This is a genomic window from Mucilaginibacter ginsenosidivorans (genome assembly GCF_007971025.1).
GTDB lineage: Bacteria > Bacteroidota > Bacteroidia > Sphingobacteriales > Sphingobacteriaceae > Mucilaginibacter > Mucilaginibacter ginsenosidivorans.
Map to the genome: position 1 here is coordinate 2,885,460 of NZ_CP042436.1, position 22,671 is coordinate 2,908,130.

At 46.1% G+C, this 22,671-nt stretch carries 22 protein-coding genes; 8 read left to right on the top strand and 14 right to left on the bottom strand.

Going from position 1 to position 22,671, the window contains the following annotated elements; all coding sequences use genetic code 11:
• Positions 1-4 precede the first annotated feature (4 nt).
• The 3 genes from FRZ54_RS13215 (at position 5) to FRZ54_RS24985 (ending at position 4,933) form a co-directional block, all read left to right on the top strand.
• A complete protein-coding gene (locus FRZ54_RS13215) occupies positions 5-2,458 on the top strand; it encodes an ABC transporter permease (protein ID WP_147032073.1) in 2,454 nt (817 codons plus the stop codon).
• Positions 2,459-2,954: 496 nt separating this feature from the next.
• Positions 2,955-4,715 (top strand): glycoside hydrolase family 97 protein, encoded by a 1,761-nt coding sequence (locus FRZ54_RS13220; RefSeq protein WP_228462477.1) that lies wholly within the window; start codon positions 2,955-2,957, stop codon positions 4,713-4,715.
• 29 nt (positions 4,716-4,744) lie between these two features.
• On the top strand, positions 4,745-4,933 hold the full coding sequence (locus FRZ54_RS24985; protein ID WP_394348474.1) for a glycoside hydrolase family 97 C-terminal domain-containing protein: 189 nt from the start codon (positions 4,745-4,747) through the stop codon (positions 4,931-4,933).
• Positions 4,934-5,052: 119 nt separating this feature from the next.
• Here FRZ54_RS24985 and FRZ54_RS13225 read toward each other — a convergent pair whose 3' ends face one another.
• Together FRZ54_RS13225 and FRZ54_RS13230 are read right to left on the bottom strand one after the other, a co-directional pair.
• On the bottom strand, positions 5,053-5,277 hold the full coding sequence (locus tag FRZ54_RS13225; RefSeq protein WP_147032074.1) for a PspC domain-containing protein: 225 nt from the start codon (positions 5,275-5,277) through the stop codon (positions 5,053-5,055).
• A 1-nt stretch (position 5,278) separates the two neighbouring features.
• On the bottom strand, positions 5,279-6,565 hold the full coding sequence (locus FRZ54_RS13230) for a DUF2851 family protein (RefSeq protein ID WP_147032075.1): 1,287 nt from the start codon (positions 6,563-6,565) through the stop codon (positions 5,279-5,281).
• A 331-nt stretch (positions 6,566-6,896) separates the two neighbouring features.
• Here FRZ54_RS13230 and FRZ54_RS13235 point away from each other — a divergent pair, with 331 nt between their 5' ends.
• Positions 6,897-7,889, top strand: a complete 993-nt coding sequence (locus tag FRZ54_RS13235; protein ID WP_147029980.1) for an IS110 family transposase — start codon at positions 6,897-6,899, stop codon at positions 7,887-7,889.
• Between the two features lie 307 nt (positions 7,890-8,196).
• Positions 8,197-9,474, top strand: a complete 1,278-nt coding sequence (locus FRZ54_RS13240; protein ID WP_147032076.1) for an MFS transporter — start codon at positions 8,197-8,199, stop codon at positions 9,472-9,474.
• Here the strand turns inward: FRZ54_RS13240 and FRZ54_RS13245 are convergent.
• From FRZ54_RS13245 to FRZ54_RS13265, 5 genes are all read right to left on the bottom strand, one after another.
• Positions 9,471-10,787, bottom strand: a complete 1,317-nt coding sequence (locus FRZ54_RS13245; RefSeq protein WP_147032077.1) for a hypothetical protein — start codon at positions 10,785-10,787, stop codon at positions 9,471-9,473. The genes FRZ54_RS13240 and FRZ54_RS13245 overlap by 4 nt on opposite strands.
• A 103-nt stretch (positions 10,788-10,890) precedes the next feature.
• Positions 10,891-11,574 carry a DUF1345 domain-containing protein gene (locus FRZ54_RS13250; RefSeq protein ID WP_147032078.1) on the bottom strand — a complete coding sequence of 228 codons (684 nt, stop codon included), beginning with the start codon at positions 11,572-11,574 and terminating at the stop codon, positions 10,891-10,893.
• 123 nt (positions 11,575-11,697) lie between these two features.
• The gene (locus tag FRZ54_RS13255) at positions 11,698-11,892 is read right to left on the bottom strand and encodes a YwbE family protein (protein WP_147032079.1); all 195 of its coding nucleotides are present in this window, start codon (positions 11,890-11,892) and stop codon (positions 11,698-11,700) included.
• Positions 11,893-11,923: 31 nt separating this feature from the next.
• Positions 11,924-13,258 (bottom strand): argininosuccinate lyase, encoded by a 1,335-nt coding sequence (gene argH, locus FRZ54_RS13260; protein WP_147032080.1) that lies wholly within the window; start codon positions 13,256-13,258, stop codon positions 11,924-11,926.
• Between the two features lie 62 nt (positions 13,259-13,320).
• Entirely contained in the window at positions 13,321-13,671 is a 351-nt protein-coding gene (locus tag FRZ54_RS13265) for a four helix bundle protein (RefSeq protein ID WP_147032081.1), read from the bottom strand.
• Between the two features lie 71 nt (positions 13,672-13,742).
• On the opposite strand from FRZ54_RS13265, the gene FRZ54_RS13270 reads away from it, so the two are divergent.
• Entirely contained in the window at positions 13,743-14,282 is a 540-nt protein-coding gene (locus FRZ54_RS13270) for a GNAT family N-acetyltransferase (RefSeq protein ID WP_147032082.1), read from the top strand.
• A 47-nt stretch (positions 14,283-14,329) separates the two neighbouring features.
• Here the strand turns inward: FRZ54_RS13270 and FRZ54_RS13275 are convergent, their stop codons facing one another.
• The 3 genes from FRZ54_RS13275 to FRZ54_RS13285 all read right to left on the bottom strand — a co-directional run bounded on the left by FRZ54_RS13275 (position 14,330) and on the right by FRZ54_RS13285 (position 18,259).
• A complete protein-coding gene (locus FRZ54_RS13275; protein WP_147032083.1) occupies positions 14,330-15,061 on the bottom strand; it encodes a hypothetical protein in 732 nt (243 codons plus the stop codon).
• An 8-nt stretch (positions 15,062-15,069) separates the two neighbouring features.
• Entirely contained in the window at positions 15,070-16,722 is a 1,653-nt protein-coding gene (locus FRZ54_RS13280; RefSeq protein WP_147032084.1) for a hypothetical protein, read from the bottom strand.
• Positions 16,723-16,999: 277 nt separating this feature from the next.
• Positions 17,000-18,259: a toll/interleukin-1 receptor domain-containing protein gene (locus FRZ54_RS13285; RefSeq protein WP_147032085.1), complete on the bottom strand. Its 1,260-nt coding sequence runs from the start codon at positions 18,257-18,259 to the stop codon at positions 17,000-17,002.
• Positions 18,260-18,495: 236 nt separating this feature from the next.
• Here FRZ54_RS13285 and FRZ54_RS13290 point away from each other — a divergent pair, with 236 nt between their 5' ends.
• Both FRZ54_RS13290 and FRZ54_RS13295 read left to right on the top strand, forming a co-directional pair.
• The gene (locus FRZ54_RS13290; protein WP_147032086.1) at positions 18,496-19,065 is read left to right on the top strand and encodes a DUF6252 family protein; all 570 of its coding nucleotides are present in this window, start codon (positions 18,496-18,498) and stop codon (positions 19,063-19,065) included.
• Positions 19,066-19,101: 36 nt separating this feature from the next.
• Positions 19,102-19,854 carry a hypothetical protein gene (locus FRZ54_RS13295; protein WP_147032087.1) on the top strand — a complete coding sequence of 251 codons (753 nt, stop codon included), beginning with the start codon at positions 19,102-19,104 and terminating at the stop codon, positions 19,852-19,854.
• A gap of 82 nt (positions 19,855-19,936) precedes the next feature.
• On the opposite strand, the gene FRZ54_RS13300 is transcribed toward FRZ54_RS13295, so the two are convergent.
• The 4 genes from FRZ54_RS13300 to FRZ54_RS13315 form a co-directional block, all read right to left on the bottom strand.
• On the bottom strand, positions 19,937-20,617 hold the full coding sequence (locus FRZ54_RS13300) for a DUF4397 domain-containing protein (RefSeq protein ID WP_147032088.1): 681 nt from the start codon (positions 20,615-20,617) through the stop codon (positions 19,937-19,939).
• A gap of 251 nt (positions 20,618-20,868) precedes the next feature.
• Positions 20,869-21,237: a hypothetical protein gene (locus tag FRZ54_RS24495; RefSeq protein WP_187359624.1), complete on the bottom strand. Its 369-nt coding sequence runs from the start codon at positions 21,235-21,237 to the stop codon at positions 20,869-20,871.
• A 227-nt stretch (positions 21,238-21,464) separates the two neighbouring features.
• On the bottom strand, positions 21,465-22,229 hold the full coding sequence (locus tag FRZ54_RS13310) for an oxygenase MpaB family protein (protein ID WP_147032089.1): 765 nt from the start codon (positions 22,227-22,229) through the stop codon (positions 21,465-21,467).
• The gene (locus tag FRZ54_RS13315) at positions 22,226-22,627 is read right to left on the bottom strand and encodes a ribosomal maturation YjgA family protein (protein ID WP_147032090.1); all 402 of its coding nucleotides are present in this window, start codon (positions 22,625-22,627) and stop codon (positions 22,226-22,228) included. Before FRZ54_RS13315 ends, FRZ54_RS13310 begins: the two co-directional genes overlap by 4 nt.
• Positions 22,628-22,671 lie beyond the last annotated feature (44 nt).

A 22,671-nucleotide genomic window follows, 5' to 3' on the forward strand; every position in this document is an offset into this window, starting at 1 on the left:
AGCCATGATCCGGAATTTTCTCAAAATAGCCTGGCGCAATGTCGTCCGCCATAAGGCACATGCCGCCATCAATGTAACGGGCCTTGCCCTGGGCATGACCTGCTGCCTGTTTATCTTCCTTTGGGTGCTGGATGAAAAAGGCATCGATAATTTTCACTCGAACGGCAAAGATCTATATGTTTTGTATGCGACTACCAAGGCGAACGGCCAGGTGTCTGCCAGTTACAATATGTCCACAAAGTTTGATACCACTACGCGGCCGTATAAACGCAGCTACCTGGTGGAGGATGCAAAAGCGGCAGTACCTGGTATTATTGATTATGCCAATTACGCCACGGGCTACGATTTGCCCTGGGGGCATCCCGAAACTTTGCAGGTTGGCGAGAAGATCGTAAAAATGAACGGTTCGCGCGCAGGCGCGGATTTTTTTAAGATGTTCAGTTTTTCCATTATCGCAGGCAGCAACGCCGTAACCGCGCTAAACAGCCGGGCTAATATGGCTATATCGCGCCATACGGCCGAGGTCTTTTTCCGAACGCCTGCAAATGCTATTGGTAAGAGTATCCGCTATGAAAATAAGTATAGTTTTATTGTCAGCAGCGTTTTTGAAGATGTTCCTGAACATAGTTCGCTGAAATTTGATTTTGTTCTTAGCTGGGAATTACAGGATCGCATGCTGGAATGGTCGTCCAATAATTTTGATACCTATATCCAGTTAGCCGATAGTGCCGATCCGAAGCAAGTAGAAGCTGCCCTGAACCGGTCCCTGCGCAACCGGCTGGTTTTTTCCGGGGGCTTTATATACCCTGTAATATCGAAGGGTTCTGAATATCATGTTGGCTTGCAACGTTTTGGCGACAGGTACCTGCACAATATTTTTGTCAACGGCAAACCCACCGAAGGGCGCATCCAATATGTGAAAATATTCAGCCAGGTGGCCATATTCATACTCATCATCGCCTGCATAAATTTCATGAACCTTGCCACTGCCCGTTCGGTAAAACGGGCCAAAGAGGTGGGCGTACGTAAAGTAGTAGGCTCGAGCCGCGGTAATCTTGTCGGCCAGTTTTTCGGTGAATCATTGCTGTTTTCATTCCTGGCCATGGTGTTTTCCATCGTATTGCTGATTGTCCTGCTACCTGCGTTCAACAGCTTTACGGGCAAGCAATTTGGTTTCCCGTTAGTACACCTGTCATTTTGGGTTTCTCTTGTCAGCCTGGCTTTGATTACCGGCCTCGTGGCGGGCAGTTACCCGGCCCTTTATCTTTCGTCGCTAAAACCGGTTAGGATATTGAAAGGTACGCTGCGCTTTACCCGTGGCGCTACCTGGTTCCGCAAGGGGCTTACTGTTTTCCAGTTTGTCATGTCCATTATCCTACTCATCGCTACCATGGTCATCACGCGGCAAACCAGCTATGTGCAAAATGCGCATTTGGGGTATGATAAGGAAAATATGATCTATACCCGTATCGAGGGTGAATTATCCCAAAAGAACAAATACCTGCTGTTTAAGCAGGAAGCATTGAAGATGCCCGGCATCGCCATGGTCGACCGTACGACCGAGGTGCCGCAAGCCATGAATTTTGTGGTTAATGATGACCAGATCACCTGGCAGGGTAAGAATAGGACCGATGTTGTTGGCGTTAAACCTGCTTCGGTAGGGTTTGATTTTGTGAAGATCATGAAACTGCAAATGGCCGAAGGCCGGGATTTTTCCCCGGCGAACCCAACCGACTCCACCGACGCCTTTTTGGTTAACGAGGAAGCTGTTAAAGAAATGGGCTGGAAAGATGCGATCGGAAAATCGGTGCAGGCCTGGGCGAAGAAGGGTCATATCATTGGTGTGCTGAAGGATTTTCATACCCAATCGTTGCACGAGCCTATCAAACCCATCCTGCTGGATATTAAGGAAGGTGAGTACTTTGGCGTCATCGTCGTGCGTACCCAGCCCGGTAAAACGCGCGAAGCAATTGCAAGCATGGCGAAAGTGTATCGGGACCTCAATCCAAAATATCCTTTTTCCTACCAGTTTGTCGACCAGGAATATAAAAAACTCTACAGCAGCGAACTGATCATTTCGCAGTTATCCATCGTATTTGCGGTAGTAGCCATCCTGATATCCTGCCTCGGCCTTTTGGGGCTGGTGATGTTCTCGGCCGAGCAGCGTATCAAGGAATTTGGTGTTCGCAAGGTGCTGGGTGCATCGCTCAGCCAGCTGATGGCCCTGTTTGCCTCCGACTTTTTAAAGCTGGTTTTAATCGCTTTTTTGGTGGCTGCACCACTGGGCTGGTACGCCATGAGCCGCTGGCTGCAGGATTTTGCTTATAAGATCGACCTATCGTGGTGGATATTTGTGGCAGCCGGGATAGGGTCGCTGGCAATTGCCTTATTTACATTGAGTTACGAGGCTTTTAAAACTGCCGTGGCCAATCCTGTGAAAAATCTCCGTTCCGAATAATATCTAACTGATCTGTAAATGCGCAAAAGCGGACAGCGATGTTCGCTTTTGATGCAACAGGGCATTGGGGTTAAAAAATTATATTGCTGATAATCAAATAATTAGTTGCTGGCATTATAATTAATGTAAAATAGACGGCTTATATCTTAGTGTGGGATATGAGGTTTAGTTGGTGATGGCGTTCCGGGGTGAGATACGGAACGCTTTTTTGTTTAAAACAGAAGGGATAGTTCCCTTCGCGAACGATATAAACGCGGGTATATCCGCGTTTAGTACTCTCCCCGACATCGCTAAGTCGCCTGTCGGCCCTCTCTCCACCTTTGGCGTAAAGAGGGCAAAAAATATTTATAAGCCCTTTTTATGGCTTGACATAGGGAGGGTGGTCGGCGAAGCAATGACCGGGTGAGTCTGCAACGTGCGTTTATTTGGCTTCCTTTTAAGGCTATCTGCTCCCTGCAATTAAAAATTTCTACATTTATGGTTCAATAAACCAATTATGACTTCGTATCGCCGTTTTATTATTCTGCTGTTAGTGATCATCGCGCCGTCAGCTTTTGCGGCAAAAACTGTAACCATTACCTCGCCCGATAAAAACATAATCTTCCGTTTGGATGCCGGGCCGAAGGGCCTTATCTACAGGATCACTTACAAAGGGAATATACTGATCGACAACTCGCGTTTAGCTATCAGTTTTAAAAACGGCGGTGAGTTTGGCGGAAATGTGAAAATTGGCAAACCGGTGTTCCAAAAGATGGAGGAAACCTATGATCTGGTTGTAGGCCGATCAAGTCATGTACACAGCCTGAGTAACAATGTGGTGGTGCCGGTAATTGAAAACGGAGGATCAAAAAGAGAACTTAATGTTGAAATCAGAATTTTTAACGATGGCGCGGCCTTCCGCTATGTAATGCCCGCGAAAGCCGGTTGGGAGAAGGTAGAAATAACGGATGAAGCCGATCAATTTAACTTTACCGGCGACCCGACTGCACTAACGCTTTTCAGGGAAAGCTATACTACCTCGCACGAGGGTTTGTACGACCGCCTTGCCGTTAGCAAAATAAAACCTGATACGCTGATGGATATGCCGGCCTTATTTGAATATCCCAAAGGGATTTACATGGCCATTACCGAGGCTAACCTGCTGGATTATGCCGGAATGTATCTGATAAAGCATAATGGAATTATCCAAAGCGCACTTTCGCCCTTGCCGCACCAAAAGGAATTAAAAGTTATAGCCCAATTGCCGCATAACAGCCCCTGGCGGGTAATGGAGATAAGCGACCGGGCGGGGGCGTTCATCGAATCTAATATCCTGACCAACCTGAGTGAACCCTGCCGGATAAAAGATCTGAGCTGGATAAAGCCCGGTAAAACCACCTTCCCCTGGTGGAACGGCAATGTATCGCCCGATACCTCCTGGGCGCCGGGGAACAACTATGATTTCAATATGTATTACGCCAACTTCTGCGCAAAATATGGCCTGGGTTATCATACGGTCGTGGAATACGGACTGCACGAATGGTACGTGAACGATGGCGAAGGTTTTCAACCCGGTCCTCATGCCGACCCGTCAAGGGCCGTCCCCGGACTTGACATGCAGCAGTTGTGCGATTCGGCTAAGAAAATAGGCGTCGGCATACGCGTGTGGGTGCATTTTTATGCTTTGTATCCCAAACTCGATGAAACTTTCGCCCAATATGAAAAATGGGGTATCAAGGGCCTGATGTGCGATTTTATGGATCGCGACGACCAGGAAATGGTTAACATGCAGACGGAAATATTGGAGAAAGCGGCGCAGCACCATCTGCACATCCAGTTTCACGGGGCTTACAAACCCACCGGTACTGCCCGTACTTATCCCAATGAATTTACCCGCGAGGGCACGCTGAACTACGAGAATGATAAATGGAACACCATTGTAACGCCGGATGCGGATGTGAATATCGCCTTTACCCGGCTGCTCGCCGGTTCGACAGATTATCATTTGGGTGGATTTCGCGCAGCAAATCTTAAAACCTTCAAACAGCATTATACTGCGCCTATGGTGTTGGGTACGCGCTGCCATATGCTGGGCATGTATGTGGTATTGGAGAACGAGCAGGGCATGGTATGCGATTACCCAGATGCCTATATCGATCAGCCAGGCTTCGAGTTTTTGCAGCAGGTACCCCTAACCTGGGACGAAACCAAGGTGCTGAACGCCAAAGTAAGCGACTACGTTACCGTGGCCCGCCGCAAGGGGGCGAATGGTACATAGGTACCATCAGCAACAATACGGCGCATGATATTAAAACGGCATTATCCTTCCTTCCCGCGGGCGACTACACTGCTGAAATTTATAGTGATGCGCCGGATGCAAATACCGCCCCTGACCACCTGGTAAAAGTTATCAGGCAGGTAAATAACCAAACCATTCTTGATACCAACTTAGCCGCAGGCGGCGGCCAGGTAGTGAGAGTGTATAAAACGAAGTGATTTTTGCTAAAAATGTATGACCTGCTGAACTTGTTTCAGCAACTCAATTGCAAGGCAGACGTCAGGTTGATAAATGATCCCGTGAGATCCCGAACCAAGTTCGGGATGACTGATCGGGCTCAAAAAAGATCCGTTACCCTGGTATGTTTCCTTTTGATGTACTTGCGAAAATCGAGCACAATGCCGGCGAAGAAGTAAAATATCAGCGGGAAGCCGACAGCCAGGAATGAAGAGTAGATAAAAAACAGCCTTATTTTAGAGATAGAGATATTAAAGCGTTCGCCAAGGTAGGTGCAAACACCAAAAGAATACCGTTCAAAAAATGTAATTATCCGTTGCAACATATCAGGCCATTCTAAGTATTTTATTTCCAACGCCACATTGCAGGCATTTCTTATAGCTGCAGTAATTGTTTTTCAGCTCCAGCAACGCCTGCGAATCAAAAGCGGTATTAACCTTTATACCCAGCAAACCGAAATTTGTTACAATATTATTTTCCTCGGCAGGTAATTTTTCTAACAATTTCAGGCTGCGGTTGACGTAATACTCCTGTTGGTTGTGCTTTCCGTAACTGAATAAAATTAGTACAAAAGTATTTAATAAGAGAATATCTATGGAAGATTCGCCCAAACTTTTTGACGACGCCCTGGATTCCGCATCAAAACGATAATGGGTTTCCCAATACGGGTTAACCTCAAGATCGGTGAATAATTTCCGCAGGTGGGTAACGTCCTTGATGTCGATCATTTTGGAAAACAAATGATTGGATTTGACGATCAGCGCCGCAAATTGCGCCAGCCGGATGGTCGGAAAATTCTGCGGGCGCATCCGCATAAATTTCCACAGGTGTTTTTCAACAGGTGCGAGGTTATATTTCTTCCGCAGGAAAGCATATTCCTCCTGCAATTTTTGGGGATATTCGTCTTTCCATTCTCCTTCCAAAAAGCCGGCCTGGCCAAATATCAATGCCTCAACCTGTAAGGGATTGTTCTTATGCTTGGACAACGTAATTTGTGGCAGCGATTTGGCCAGCAGTTCGAAGGGCAGGGCATTGGTTTTAAAGCCAAACTGGGCCGCCAAAAACTGGTAAAAAGTTTCCTCCCAATCGCCTTTGTTCTTCTCCAGCGCCGCCATTACAGCAGCCGAACGCTTTTCCAGCCGCTCAACCAAAACCCGTGTCAGCCAGTTTCGCAGGGTTATATCGTCTACATGCCTGATCGTTCCCTCGCAGGGGACAAACTGCTGGTTGCCAAATACAAGGCCGTGATAACGGTTATACAGGTCGGGCGATATTCGATCCTTCAATTCTAAAGTGGCCAGTTGGCGGCCGTCCGGCAGCACGATCGGTTCATCATCCCGGTACACCACATGTAATATCACATTTTTATAGGCGCCATCGTGCGTATGTTTGTGCTTATGCCAGTCGGACGAGTTGATATGCAGCTCCACGTTCCCGGCCCAGGTAGTATCACCAATGCGCAGCCGCGCGTTGTGGAAATCGGGCCCAGAGTCACTGTTCGGCAACCCGGCCGAGAATACTTCAATGCTTTCGCCTGCCGTGGTTTGCAAATTATCGCGGTCGAACAGGCGAAATTTCCAGATGTAATGGATAAAGTCTTCGGTGAAAAACATCGAACTAAAATAGGCAAATTATTTGAAATTGCTTTGCTGCCCTAGGGTACAGCCGTGAGTAGACTCACCTTTGGTTTAAAGGATGTCCAATTACTTAGATATTGCTATTATTAAAATTGGGGGTTTCTAAGGGGGGTGTTAGCAAACCAGAGTTATTGTGGAAAGTTATTATAAAAGGCAGGGTGAACTTTTCGACTCACTAGCTAAGCGCTTATCGGGGTAATAGTCCCTGCCTTTTATGATTGCCTAAGGCCCAACTAGAATACTTTCTTTGCGACAACAAAGGTGATTGGCAAAAGGCAATTTATTAACGTATTTAAAGGATAAACGTATGAAAAGCTGGAATGTTATTTTAGGTGTTGACGTGTCTAAGTTAACGCTCGACATCTGTTGTGCAGAACGGAACCTGCACATCAAGATTGATAATTGCTCCAAAGGGTTCACCATACTTAAAAAATGGTGCAGGACCAATGAGATAGACCTGAACCAAACGCTAATGGTGATGGAATATACCGGTGGTTACGAATACCGTTTCATGCAGTTCTGCGAGTCGTTATCTATTTCTTATAGCCGGATACCTGGTTTGGAGATCAAACAATCAATGGGTATGACCAGGGGTAAAAGCGACCAGGCTGATGCCTTCCGTATCGGGCAATATGGCGAAGAAAAAAGTAAACGTCTGAAGCCTTCAAAACCACTGGATAACAATATATTAAAACTGAAGCAGTTGCTATCATTCCGTAAAAGACTGGTTCGTGAAAAGGCGGGGTTGGAAAGCACGGTTAAAGAAAGAGGGCATATGTATTCCATGAAGAAAGCAGATACAGTTACTCATATTGCTCAGTCCAAAATAAAAGCGGATAAAAAATACATAATCGAGGTAGAACAGGAGATCATGAAAGTAATCAAAGGCGACGAATCGATGTTATTAACCTACCGGATCATAACCAGTATTAAAGGCATAGGGCCGGTCAATGCATGGATGACCATAGCCTACACCGAGAACTTTACCAGCTTTACAGATGCGCGGAAATACGCAGTATATGTGGGAGTGATTCCGTTTGAGCACACTTCAGGCACGAGTATCAAAGGACGAAAGCAGGTAAGTCATCTGGCCCACAAAGGGTTAAAAAATGAGTTAAACCAGGCAGCCAAAACAGCAATAGCTCACGATCCGGAACTCAAGGCTTATGCAGAAAGAAAGCTTGAAAATAAATGTTACCCATTAGTATTAAACAACGTTAAATTCAAGCTGATCCTTAGAATGTTTTCATTAGTGAAAAGAGGTGAATTGTATGCGCAAAACTATAAGAGAGCAGCATAAAAAGAACTTTTTTCTGATAAATTTGCATATATGGTAAACCTAGAATACCCCGACATCGCTCAGCCGCTCGTCGGCCCTCTCTTCGCCTTTGGCGGAAAGAGGGCTGTAAAACACAAACCCCAACCCGCACTATCCGCTTACAATTATGTAAAGACGAATTTCTTAAACTTAGGAACAACCCTCTTTGCTGCCCGCAGCAGAGAGGGTCGACGAGCGTAGCGTCGTCGGGGTGAGTCAAACGTCAGCCAGGTAAAACGACTGCCTACCCCACGGCCAAATAATATTTAATTTTTATCTTTCACCCGTCATGTCCCAACTCTCCACCATTGATCGCATCAAATCCATTATCGGTGGCTCGCTGGGCAACCTGGTGGAGTGGTACGACTGGTATATCTATTCATTCCTGTCGCTCTATTTCGCTGGTTCGTTTTTCCCCAAGGCTGATCAGACGGCGCAACTGCTTAATACCGCGGGGATTTTTGCCATCGGCTTCCTGATGCGGCCCATTGGCGGATGGTTGATGGGCACCTTCGCCGACCGGAAGGGCCGTAAAACTGCACTCACTTATTCGGTATTACTGATGAGCGCCGGGTCGCTCATTATCGCCATAACACCCGGCTATAAGCAGATAGGCATTGCCGCGCCCATATTGTTGTCACTGGCGCGAATTATACAGGGTTTGAGCGTAGGAGGGGAGTACGGCACCAGCGCCACTTATTTGAGCGAAATGGCTTCTAAAAAGCACCGCGGATTTTATTCCAGTTTCCAGTATGTCACGCTCATTATGGGTCAGCTGGTGGCAGCTGGGGTGCTGGTGCTGCTGCAAAAGGTTTTCCTGACTGAAGATCAACTTTATCAATGGGGCTGGCGCATTCCCTTTGTTATCGGGTCGGTACTGGCCATTACCGTTATGTACCTGCGCCGAAGCTTGCAGGAGCCCGAATCGTTCGTTAAAGAAGCCGGGAGTAAAGACAGGGGCACGTTAAAAGCATTGGGGCAACATCCAAGGGCCGTGGTTACGGTTATAGCGCTCACCATTGGAGGCACGGTGGCGTTTTATACGTTCACTACTTATATGCAAAAATTCCTGGTCAATTCGGCTAAGTTCAGCAATGCTGATGCCACGATGATCTCGACGCTGACGCTGGTCATCTTCATGCTTTTGCAGCCTGCATTCGGCGCTTTATCCGACAGGATAGGCCGCAAACCTTTGCTTATTAGTTTTGGTGTTTTGGGGACGCTAACCACTGTGCCTATCATGACCGCCTTAAGTACAACAAAGGAGGTATTGCCTGCTTTTTTGCTGGTATTGTGTGCCCTCGTCATCACAAGCGCTTATACATCGATCAATGCTGTGGTGAAAGCCGAGTTGTTCCCGGTAAATGTACGTGCGCTTGGTGTGGGGCTTCCGTATGCCATAGCAGTATCCGTATTCGGCGGTACGGCCGAGGCGTTTGCGCTATCGTTCAAGCAACACCATCACACGCAATGGTTTTACTGGTATGTAAGTGCTTGTATAGCTATTTCTTTGATAGCTTATATTGTGATGCCGGATACCAGGAAGCACTCTAAGATAGAAGATTAAGGCACCCTATAATATATCCCAAACCCCGGGCTGCCCAAGACGATTGTTGAAGTTTTTGGCGAAACGGTATAGGTTAGCAAACCTGTATTCCATGCCGAGGCGGTTAGGTTGGTATAATTATTAAAGTCGCTGGTCTGGAATACGCCTAAACCCGCAAATGAAAAATAATATTGACCATTTACCTGGCTGATGTCGGTTATATTAGGGTAAATGGGCCCAAAATGCTGCTGGCTGAATGCTGGGGACCAGGAATTCCCGTTATCAGCCGACTCGTAAATATATCCCGTATTGGCAAGGCCGTTATGCGGACCGCCAATAAACATATTATTCTTATCGTCGACATAGATAGACTCTACACTTGAAAGAATATAGTTACCCATCGAACCAATATTTACCCAGCTGCTGGTGTGCAACGCTAATTTATATACCGTTGCGTCAGAACCGATGATGAACAGGTCGCCGGTCGCATTTTCACAGGGGTAGGTTGACGCGCCTGTAGGCAGGCCATAGTCTTCTTCTTTCCAGTTTTGGCCCTTATCATCCGAAACGAATACGCCATAATCGTTGGTGTATATCAAATGCCCGCTGCTTGTATAGGCAAGGTCCGAGAAATTAAGCACACTTAAAATACCGCTGCTGATATTGGTCCAGCTTCCGCCGTTATCTGATGAATAAAAGACACCGTCGCTTTGAGTAGCGAGGTAAATATCGCCTCCTGACGTAATGATCTTGCTTACAAAGTAGTTTTTGGAAAAAGTTTTAAGCGGATGCCAGCTAACAGCGTTGTCGTCTGAATAATAAACGTAACCGCTTGAGTTTTGTGATGCCAGTATCCGGCCCGAGTTTAACGCCTTTACGTTATTGATCGGGAAATTTTGAAGGCAGCCGCCGCGGTGCCAGCCTTTTTCAGCAGCCACCCCAGTGGCGCCGGCCGAAGTTGAGTCTTTCTTGTTGCGGTTTGCGTCCATTAGTACAACGTTTGCTGATTGTTGCCCGGTTTCGCCGCTAAGGTACCAGGCAAATGACGCACGGCCGGCTGCTGTTGTGGTTGCTTCGGTTACGATAATATCCTCACAACCCGATCTTTTGAATTGAACGATATACCCTTCAACAGGCGATCCGTTATCGGTTACTTTGACAATGACCGAGTCTTTCAGCATGTTCCCCACCGTATCGCGCTGGAAGTTGCCGCCCACCACCTGTACATGCAGCCCCTTCGAGAGGTCGATGTCAATGGCACCCTTTGGGTTATCTTTTTTGCAACCAAAACCCAGCAGGATGATTGCCGATACCGCAAAAATAAGCTTCTTCATTTTCTATTCGTTCACTGAAAGTGTTTTTATACGGGGGGCTACAGGTTTAAGTTGTAAAAATTAAACGGGAATGAAGTCCATTACTGCCGATGAAAATTCTGTTTTATCCTGATATTAAGCCGGATATGATATTGATGCTTAAGGCCACGATGGCTGTATTAAAAACAAAGGAGATCAGCCCATGCAGCCAGGCCAGGCGGCGTATGGTCCGCGAAGAGATTTCAACATCGGATACCTGGAAGGTCATGCCGAGAACGAAGGAAAAATAAATAAAATCCAGGTAGTCAGGCTCGGGCTCTTCAGGGAATTGTAATCCTCCGGGTTTGCCGTCGTCGGCATCGGGTGTATAATAGAGCCGTGCATAACGCATGGCAAAAACCGTATGAACCAACCACCATGATACAGAAACGGAAGCCAGCGTGAGCAGAATATGTTCTGAAATATTGGCGCCCGAATGCTTATTCGTCGTTACCAGCAGCCATAAAATGGCCCCCAGGCTCATGAGTGAAGCAATGATGACGAAAAGGAAAATAAGTGTCCGGCTCGAGTCCTCGAGTTTGGCTATTTTATGTATCTCCATGGGATGCGCCCATAAAATAATGAGCCAGTCGAGGATAATGATGGTCAGCGCAACAACTATCCATATCGTCAGGATCTGTGCAGGGGGCGAGGCTATATGCCCGAAAGCAAAATAAGCGATCACTCCCAGCACCAGTGCTATCAGTAAACGATAATTGGCATCCAACCGGAATATTAAGGAACGATTGGTTTTGACTTTGTTAGGCATGGCTTCTATTAGTCCGGAACTCCGCAAGTCGGAAAGTCCGAAAGACGGTCACGCAATTTAATATATTTTATGAACTTCCGGGCCCCTGCCTGCCGGCAGGCGGGTATGCGGACTTCCCGACTTCTACTCAAAAATCTCTATCACCCTGCCAACTTGCCCGTCTTCAAGCCGCACTTTAATGCCGCGTGAGTGAAAGGCCGAACTGGTCAGCAGATCCTTTACGATCCCGCGTGTGCGCCGGCCGCTGCGCTGATCTTTTTTTAGGATGATATCGACTTCAAGGCCGGGGTAAATATCGTTTCTGTTTTGATAGCCCATGATTACACCGATTATTTTAGGATTCCACCGATTAAGAAACTAATGATTCCACCGATTTTTTTGTTTTATCAAAGTCGAAACTCCTGAGCAATTTTTCCATCGCACCGGCTATTTCAGCATTATTCAGGTTGCCGATGCTGCCTTCGTGAGTATGGTTCGCTTTTTTATCAGCATTGAAATTTCCCTGCTCGATATCCGCGCCGATTTTTTTATAAGCATCGCGGAAGGGCATGCCTTGCAGCACCAGCTTATTTACTTCGTCTACGCTGAACAGGTAGGCGTATTTGGGATCGTTTAAGATATCAGCTTTAACTTCAATATGCTGCAACATAAAAGCGGCCATATTGAGGCATTGCTTTAGTTCGCCAAAAGCAGGGAACAGCAATTCTTTTAATAATTGAAGTTCGCGATGATAGCCCGATGGTAAATTGGTGGTCATCATGGCCACATCATTCGGCAAGGCCTGCAGGCGGTTGCATTTGCCGCGCATAATCTCCCACACATCCGGGTTCTTTTTATGCGGCATAATGCTACTGCCGGTGGTCAGGTTATCAGGGTAACTTACAAACCCAAAATTCTGGCTCAGGTAAAGCGTTTGGTCCATTGCCATTTTGGCTAATGTAGCGGCGATAGACGAGAGTGCCTGCGCAATAACTCTTTCGGTCTTCCCGCGACCCATCTGGGCGTAAACAACATTATAATTAAGGCTTTCGAACCCCAATAGTTGCGTGGTTAAAGTTCGGTTTAATGGGAACGACGAGCCATACCCGGCTGCCGATCCCAGCGGGTTTTTGTTGGTTATCTTATAAGCCGCAAGCAGCAATTCAAGGTCATCCACCAGGCTTTCTGCATAAGCGCCGAACCAAAGGCCAAAGGATGACGGCATAGCTATCTGTAAATGCGTATAGCCCGGCAGCAAAACTGCCTTATGTTTTTCACTGAGTTCTATCAGCAGGTCAAATAAGGCTTTAACTTCTTCAACCACCTGCTGCAATTCGTGCCTGAAGAATAATTTCAGGTCGACTAAAACCTGGTCGTTGCGTGAGCGGCCGCTGTGTATCTTTTTCCCTGCATCGCCTATACGACGCGTAAGCAATGTTTCTACCTGCGAATGCACATCTTCCACATCGGCTTCGATCGTAAAATTCCCTGCATCAATGTCTTTGTAAATCGACTTTAGTTCCTTCTGCACAAGATCAAGATCCTCGCTGCTAAGTAACCCAATACTTTGCAGCATCCGAGTATGGGCCAATGATCCTAAAACATCAAACGCGGCCATTTGTGCGTCGAACTCGCGGTCGCGCCCAACGGTGAAGTTTTCTACCAATTCATCAACTGTCGTTGTTTTTTGCCATAGCTTGCTCATGCTGATTTACGATTTACGATTTACGATTTACGAATATGTTTTATTCGAAATCACAAATCAATTTAATTGCCCCGCAGTGTATTTAATGCAGCGACAATTATAGAAAGAAGTTCGTTGCCTTCCTTATAAATTATATCAATTTTTTCCTTTAGTTCGGGGTTTAACTCAACTAAAAGTTCCATAAAGTATAAAGTTTCGTCAAGTTCCTCTTCAACTATTTTCAGTTTATTCAAAAAATCGGCTTTCGATTTACCTCTGCAAGCGGCACGATAGTTTGCCCCAACCGAACTTGAACTTCTGTTTAGCTGATCAGCGTAGTTGCGATTTACAATGTTTATTGGAATACTTAATACTAATCTTGCGTTGGCTATTGCGTATTTTTTTGTTCTTAGAATCAGTTCTTGTTTGGTCATGATAACTTGGTTTAGGAAGCTGTAATTTACAAATCATAATTATTAAAATCGTAAATCGTAATTCATATCCGATGCCTAGAATTTACATAGAAACACCCCGACTTTTCCTTCGCAACTGGCAGGAAAGCGATTATCAGCCTTACATCGACCTTAATGCCGACGCAGAGGTGATGGAATATTTCACCTCAGTCCGTACGCCGGAGCAAACGCTGGCACAGATCGGTCGCTTTACTTCGCACCTTGAAAAGTACGGATTTGGCTTTTGGGCAATGGAAAGAAAAGATAACGGGCAGTTTATCGGTTTTACCGGGCTCACCCATGCTCCGTTCGACGAATGGTTTACACCCTGCATCGAGATAGGATGGAGGATAAGTAAGGCGAATTGGGGGATTGGTTTTGCTACAGAAGCTGCCAAAGCTTGTTTGGATTATGGCTTTGATATTTTAAAGTTCAACGATATCTATTCATTTACCTCTGTACACAACAAACGGTCGGAACAGGTGATGATAAAGACAGGTATGCAAAAGGCAGGCGAATTTGACCATCCCGACATTGAAAAAGGGCACCCGCTCGAAAGGCATGTTTTGTATAAGATAAGCAGGCAAAAATAAAGGCGGCCTTTTGGCCGCCTTTAACAAATCTGCAGGGGTGTGATCCCCTACGCCTGTTTTTCAATATTAGGATTGGCCGGTGGTTCGGGTGTGATAATTGCCGGTGCCGCCTGCGAGCTTACCACAGTAAACGGCTTCACTTTGTGCCTGCCCATTGCAAGTATGTCCGGCTTCAGGTAAAGCACTACTCCGGCTGCTATCAACAAAGCGGCCAGACTCAGAAATATCCAGCGCGATCCCTTGTGCGCAGGAGACAACTCGTACGTAAATATGGCTTTGCCAAATGCATTTTTATCCTGCGTTACATTCCCGGCGCCATCCGGCAGGTTGATCTTGATCAGTTCCTGTACCAGCACGCCGTATGAGTTGTAAGTAGTGGTCATGGCATAATTGCGGTCGCTCATTTTGGTAATGTCTGGCTTCTTTTGATCAAGGTCAATAACCCAGTTGCCATTGTCATCAATTTTAGCCAGCCCCAGCGCCTGGAACGACAAGGTATAAGTACGGTTGGCCGCATCTTCCTTATAATCCCAATCCTGCAGGTAATAAGCGGGAAGCGACCGCTCCATTTGCCTTTTCAGCAGGTTCAGCGCGTTGGAACCATAAATCTTTTGGAAATTATCCCATTGGCTTGCGTTATAGGTCATGCTCATGGTTATTTTTCCATCACCCAGGTTGTCAATGTCGAACGACATGTTCTCTTTCAGCGGATCGACCTGCTGTGCGTTTACCTTTACACACGAAGCGATTATTATTAAGATGAGATATATCTTTTTCATGATTCTTATTAACGTATAGTGGTGATAATTGAATTAAATACGCCCTGGTAGCCGTTGAAATTGGTGCCACCCATGGTGATACCGACAATTCCATTGCCGCCGCTCCGGAACACACCTTCCCAACGGAAAGTGCCGCCGTTATAACTTGTGGAACCCTGGTACATAGAATAGCCGTTTGCCTGGTTAACCCGCTGGTATGTGATATACTGCCCCAGGGCCGCCAGCTGGTTCCGTAATATGTATAACGCCTGATCCGGGCTGGATGCAGGGATGTCCCATGCGCTGATGCCCGCTTGCTGGTCCGGTGCAACTATACGCGATACAAGGGTATTGATCTGAGGAACGGGGTAATTGCCCGAACGCTGCCACCCGGCGGGGTAGCTGAAACTGATAGAACCCGAATAGGACCGCATACCCGAACCCGAATTGTTATTGGTCCGGTGTTCGTTGTTACCTTCCCGGCGGTCGTTATTAACAACAACCGTGGTGTGAGAAGTGCCGCCTCCGCCAAAAGTAGCGGCAATGTCGTCCACTTTTTTTCTCAGGAATTCGTCGTCAGAAAGTTCCATAGGTATTACACCTTTGGCCTCCAGGTCGTTGATGTCGATGACAATGTTACGCGTATCGCCCTTCTGATAACCATCAATAAAAGTAGCCAGCTCCTGCGAGCCCTTTTCAAAAGCCTGTTCAGGGGTCATGGTGCCGCCAAGGCCCTGGCCGCCTACGCCGGTGGCTTCAATGGCGAAATAATAATTATTAATGAGTACGCCCGGGAATGCGTGGCCTGGTATCAGGAATATAACCGGATGCAGCCCGGCGGCTTTAAGCACACTGGCATAGAGTAATGACAGCTCGATACAAAGGCCGGTATTACCGGTTACAACCTCGCGCGGCAGGCGCGCACTTTGTACGGTCGAGCTGATGTCGCCCATTTTTTGCGGGATACCTTCGGTGCCGCTATAAACCATTTTGCTGGCTACAGTGGCAGCGTAAAGCTTCACCAAAAAGTCTTTCGCTCCCTGCATGGCCTTCTGCGGATCATTTTCTACCGATGCCGCTTCGCCCTGCATAAATTTATCCTGCACCTGTGAGGTGTAATATTTTACTATCGGGTCCTCGGGTGTTACCAGGCAGGGCAGCAACTGGGTGTTGTGCATCATATCCGGGTAGCTGGTAACCTCATCGGCAGGTATGTCGGTATAAACAAACTGGTTCCTGCCCATCATGTTGAAGGTGAAGGTTTCTTTTTTTGTTTTGCCGCCGTTGTATTCTATTTTGATCTCCCCCGTCTCCTGCGACTGGGTCATCTTTTTAACAATATCATCTTTAAAATGCGGGTAACACCGGATAACCACATGTTGCCCCGGATATATTACCGGGATGGTTTGCAGCTCGGTCCAGTCGATATAACCCGGAATGTCATAAGATACCTTGACATCCTGCATGGATGCGTTCCCATTATTGGTCATCAGCATCTTAAAAAAGTAGTATTCGCCATTAAGCGCCTCGGGGTTGGCGTAAACTTTGTAAACCGAGGGCATGATGTAGCTTGCATTGCTGATCTTTACAGAGAGCGCGTCTTTACCAAAGTTGAAAAACGACATGCCGATGAACAATAAGCCTGCAAGAACCAACGCACCCGGGAGTAAAAATTTTTTCATAATAAAAAAGATTTCTTTAACATGTAAAACAAGGACGGATGTATGATAATGATGAAAAGCGGCCGCTTGTCGTCAATTTTTTAGTTTTTCAGCAGGATTTTCCTTGTATTATAAATATCAGCAATACTTCACAAAAAAACAACAGGTAAAAGATTAATTTTCAGACGATTAACTCTTGATTGCGGAAGTTTAATCTATGATTATATCCTTTAATCTTTAATTATTTTTTGGCCGGCATTTTATATAACATCCTTTTGGCAAGGAATCATGATCGTCTTCAGTACTTATAAGGAAAACTGACATATTGATTGTACAGGTTGGGATAGCTCAGGTTTTTGCCATTGTCCCAGGTAAGGTACTTGTTATTGGCATCCCTGATGTAAACATTCAGGTCGGATAATGTACGGAAATAACCCATATCGTATGACCGCCCATCGTTTGGTATGTATATATTGTAGTCGAATGTATAATTGAATTCGCTCGCGGTCATTTTCATGTAGTTGATATTGGCCGGCGAGTTATTGACAACCCGGAGCAGGAAAAAATCGGGACCGATATACAAAGGGTAGCTGAAATTTTTCCACGAATTTACCACGGTATCGATGTGCCAGACTATCTTTTGCCCCAATATCCCTCCTTTCGAATTCAGGATATAAGTGCTGGCCTGGGTTTGCAGGCGGTATTTGTTCTTTGCCGTGTAATCAAATGTTCCCCCCGCAGGTATGGTTTTCATATCCCCGTCAAGTTCTATAAAAATGGATGTGAGCGTATTGTTCTTAAAGGTGATAGTATGCTTTTGAAACGCAGATTTATACAGAAAGAACAGAGCGATCAGTCCGGCAAAGCTTAAAGCCAGCCATAACCAGGTTTTACTGGAACGCTTTTGGCCAAAAGCCGGAACAGGCGGCTTTATTGGCCGTGGAGGCTCGTCTTTTTGTATGAGGGGTTGAGGCGGAACGACCGGCCGGGGAGGTGGCAATGGTTCGGCCCGTACTTCTTCTTTTGGTGCCGGCACCATCGGTTCGTCAGGTTTCGGTTGTGGGACCTCCTTCTCTAACGCTAATTCTGATAGATGCTGCTCCGGTTCGGCTTTAGATTTTTGCCGTGGAGGCTTCAGTTCGCGCCCCAGCAAGGCGGCACAATTCCGGCTTAAAGCATTGAAATGACCGGCCGGGTTCCCGCCGATCGCGTCGAGCCATTGGTACGAGCTTAAAAAATACTCGAGTGATTGCACGGGCTGAATATCCTGTATGCGGAATGGCAGGATATTTATATTATGGGTGAATGCCCGTTCAACCTCGATACGGACATGGTTTGAACGGTTAGCATATTCGCTTAATAAAATAACAAGGATGGATGATGACTGTATGGCCCCGATAATGGTGCTGGCATAGTCCTTCCCCGCCTGTATGTCGCGTGATGCTAACCAGCACGAGAAGCCCCGCTCTTCGAGATAGGCACACATCGCAAGGCTAACGCCATTGTCTTCCCTTGCGCTGCATATAAAAATGTCGTGCTTTTTGCCGGTCGTATCCATGTTCAGGTAATAAGATACTTTATCGGGGATTAATATTTTATTTAAGGATATATTTGCCCCCGATGGGATGCTTTAAAAAAACAGGTATGAAGATATTTATTTTTTTATCAGTTTAAATTACGGTTTTTCGATAAAAAAGTAATTTTTTTGCGCCGTATTACTTTCACCCGGTGTAAAATAATCGTGACTACCATAATTAAAAAGTTTAAATCCCGTTATCAGCGTAAATAAAATATATGAATAAACTTCGACTACCTGCCTTTTTACTGTTATCCGCTTTGTTTGCTTTTATTATTCAAGGCTGCAATAAGGACGCGATCACCGCCACAGCTTACACTTCCAAGGCTTTCCAGGCCAATATCAATGGCAGCACCTGGGCCCCGGATACGGTAAGTATGATCATCACCTACAACCCCGACACGAAAGTTAAAACATTAAGTTGTGTGGGCACCAAAAGCCAGAAACAAGTTATTTTTTCTGTAGCGCTTGCCGGAGCGGGCGATACGCCGGGCTTTACCACTGGTACTTACAGCGTTGACGGAACAAGTGTTACTGCTCAATATAATACGCAGCAACTGTCTAACGGCAGCTATGTGTTTTTACCTCATGGCACCATCGAACCAGGGGCCGGGGCCGTTGTTGTTACTGCTGTTGATTCGGTAAAGAAACAGATAACCGGTACGTTCAATTTTTATTCCAGGTCGACAATTTATGACGGTGACGGCAACGTTGTTTCGATAACAGTTGACAACATCACCTCCGGAGAGTTCACTAATAAATCCTACCAATACGCTAACAACCAATAATCACTGGTTTAAAAAAGTATTACTGTACATCACAACATGAAAAAAGTTATTACAATAGCATCCATAATCACTATCATATTTTCTGCATCCAAAGTGCAGGCCCAGGATAACGATAAACAACAGGATAATAAAATCTACGAAAAAAGCTATATAGGCTTATATGGCGGCATATCAAACCCTAACGGTAATTATGGTAGTACAGCTTATAGCAATAATAAATCGGGCTTCGCAAAAAGGGGCGTAACATTCGGCCTCGACGGTGCGGTTTATGTTTACAAAAACCTCGCCGTTGGCTACACTCTAACGTTCCAGGACCAGGGTAAATTGACCTACGATGATACCTATGCACTTGCACAGGGTTATACAGACTCTTACTCGGCCGATGCAACCTCGGTAACAGCAACCGGCCGTTACCATAACTGGAACATCCTTGTGGGTCCGCAATACTCGTTTGTTTATCACAAGTTTGTATTGGATTTGCGGGCTTCGGGTGGCCTCATCAAAATATTTTCCACCCCCGAAACGTCGGTACAGCTGACAGGTATACCCGATCAAACTGCCATTTTTTACCAGCGCAAGGCGTCTGCTTTTGTACTTGGTTACGGCGGAAGTGCAGGTCTGCGCTGGAAATTTTCGGATAACTGGTGCCTTGCACTAAAGGGCGCTTATATCAGTTCGCCCGGTCCTTCGGTCAAGAATGATAATCATACCGATGTGATGGGCAGGTATGTAACAAAGTTGCCTATAAGCGAATTTCAAACCACGCTTGGCCTGACGGTGAATTTTTAAACCGGGTAATATTATCAACCAAAAGCCCGCTGTCTTTTTGAGACAACGGGCTTTATGCATTTATAGACTATAACGTAATTGATTAACTTTCAGTTACCAGGTGATAAGATACGGTTGCGTTTGTGTCGCCCGAAACGAAAATAGTATAGATATGCCCGGCCTGTATAGTTGTCGGAATATTTACCAGGGCCGAAGACGAGCCGCTTGCGCTTACCGAAAATGAGCTTGCAGGGTCGACATCGTAATATTCTGATGCGCCTTTAAAGCCTATTGCCGATGCGAGTTTTGCGCCGCCGCTTAACGCAAAATCCACGTTGGACGACAGAGCCGAACTCAGGTTAATAAAACGGATCCGTGCCTTTCCTGATGGTGGGGCCGTACGGTCGTCCTGTACCGTAGTGTGGGTGTTCCCGTCAACATAAAATACGGTGTAATACTTCCCTGCCGATAGAGAGAGGTTTACGCTTGTGTTGGTTGTGGCCGAACCGGTATTTTTAAAGGCGCCCATCCGGTCGCCGGCACTACTCTCGATAAAAGTTGAGCTTTGACCATATGCAACAGCCGATGTGGTTACTTTTGAGTTGTCGAGGTAAAAATCCTGCGGCGCTGAGCCCTCAGCCGAGTTAGCCACCTGGACATAGGCAGATAAGCTTGTATTTGCCTTATCTTTTGTACACGAAGTGAAGGCTACGGATACCAATATAATCGCTGAAAATAATAGTGATGCCGGTTTAAGGCTTCGGGTGTTAAAATTTGTTTTCATAATTGTTTTAGTTAGTGTAATTTGAAGTGTGTAGTCCAAAAGGCAAGCCAATAAACGGCCTGTTGAGTGTATAGTACATTAATAATCTCTTAATAATCAGTTGTGTGTAACCTGTGATCTGAACGAAATTCGAGCTTCATGGCATGGCTGCACATTGTCGTGGATATAGTACAAAACTGTCTTTTCATAGGGACGTTTTTTAAAAATGGCCGGTATTTACTATCGGCCATCGTATTTGATCAGGCGCAGTTTTAAGCCTGTGGTGGATTAGTTGGTGTTGAAGGTGAGGGCGGTGTGCTTGGCGGGTTTGTAGGCTGATTTGGAACCGGCGGCGTTGGCGTTGGACTTGGGTTAGGGTTCGGTGGAATCGGACTCGGATTTGGCGGATTCGGGTTTGGCGCCGGTGTTGGATTCGGGGCCGGTGTAGGGGCCGGTGGCGTTGTATCGCGATAATTCTTTGTCTTCTTGTTCTTCTTTTTAGAAGGTATAGTATCTGTACGGCTCGTTGATGCGCGGGCAGTCGTTTTATCACTTGCTGTATTTGAAGTACTATGTGCAGCCGCTAACTCAAAAAATCCCGTCAGCGCTACTGCGGTTATTAAAACACTTAATTTTTTCATGATGTCATTATTTTAGTAGTACATGATTAATAAGCAACATGAACATGTATATAATGTTTTAATTAAAATTATTTCTTAATATTTTATAAAAAAGATAAAAATGGAAAATAATGGACCTCTATTGAGTGTTCCCAAATATATCCCAGGAAGCAACTATCGTTAAATGCTGGAGCAATTTTCAAAAATGGCCGGAGTAAGGGGCTATTTGGCTGAATGACGAAACAGACTTAATAAACTGTATCAAGCGCTTTTACCTGCGGAACGTATTGAGGCGGCAGAATGGCCAGCTTCAGCAGGTTTTCGAGCCGTAGTTTGCGACATAGCTTATACAACCATACAACCGGCATGAGCCATTGAATGTTGCCAAGCGAAAGCAGGCGTTTGACCTGGACCGGAACTACAAGCACCTGTGCCTGTTTCAAAATGAGGTAACGCATGCGGCCAAGATGTTTCCGGTATTGCTTGTAAAGATCACGGGTGAAGCGGCTTCGTATCAGCCTTTCGTTTAAATGTTTCTCCCGCTCGTGCAGGTACTGCGCATAATCTGCCGGCAGTTTGTCCAGTCCCATGCGAAGGCCAACGCGATAAAAAACATCAAAAACCTCAACTTTTTCAGCCCTGGTGAGCTTGCGTTCCATCAGTTCGAACGCGCGGACAGAATAATCGATCAGCATATAAAGTACCTCAAGATAAGCCTCTGCCGGGATGTTCGCCCTGCGGTTTGCCTCAACGGCTTTATGGATCGACGTTATCTGGTCGATGCTTTGCAATGCTTTTTCATTTTCCGAGAAAATGATCTTTTGAGAATAACTTACCGTACTAAACAGCCTGCCAAGCGGATCGGCGGGAAGGCGCCCGGTGAAGTAAAGCCAGTCGACCGACCGGTTCAGGGCAAACTCGGCCGCGGCCCCGGCAAAGATGAAAAGCACGGTATCGGCCTTTCCCCATATCTCCCTCACAATAGAGTCCTTACTCACAAAATAATCACTCATACTTTTGAAACGCGTTTACCCGCCGGTCTTATATTTTCAACAGTAATTATCAGCATGGCGCCGATGGTATAAAGCAACATATCCGCAAATGAAAAACTACTTCCAAGCACCTGGCAAGCCAATGTCGAATGTTCCCAGCCCAAACGCCTAATAAGGTGGAAATACTGTGTAATTTCAACTGCATAAGCAAAAAGCAGCACAGCTAATGTTGCAGGCGCAACCGGCATATTTACAAAGCTTTTTACCGAGCAATAGATAAGAACAACCACAAGCAGGTCGCCGCCATACGGGCGAATGATGCTATCATGAGCAAAGCGTGCAATAAGCAATTCTGTGAAAAACAATAAGATAGCAGCCTCGAAGTATGTTTTGAAGAAACCAAACTGTATTTTTTTCATTGATTTCCCCATGGTTATGGTCCTGCCTGAAAAAAACTTTTCCA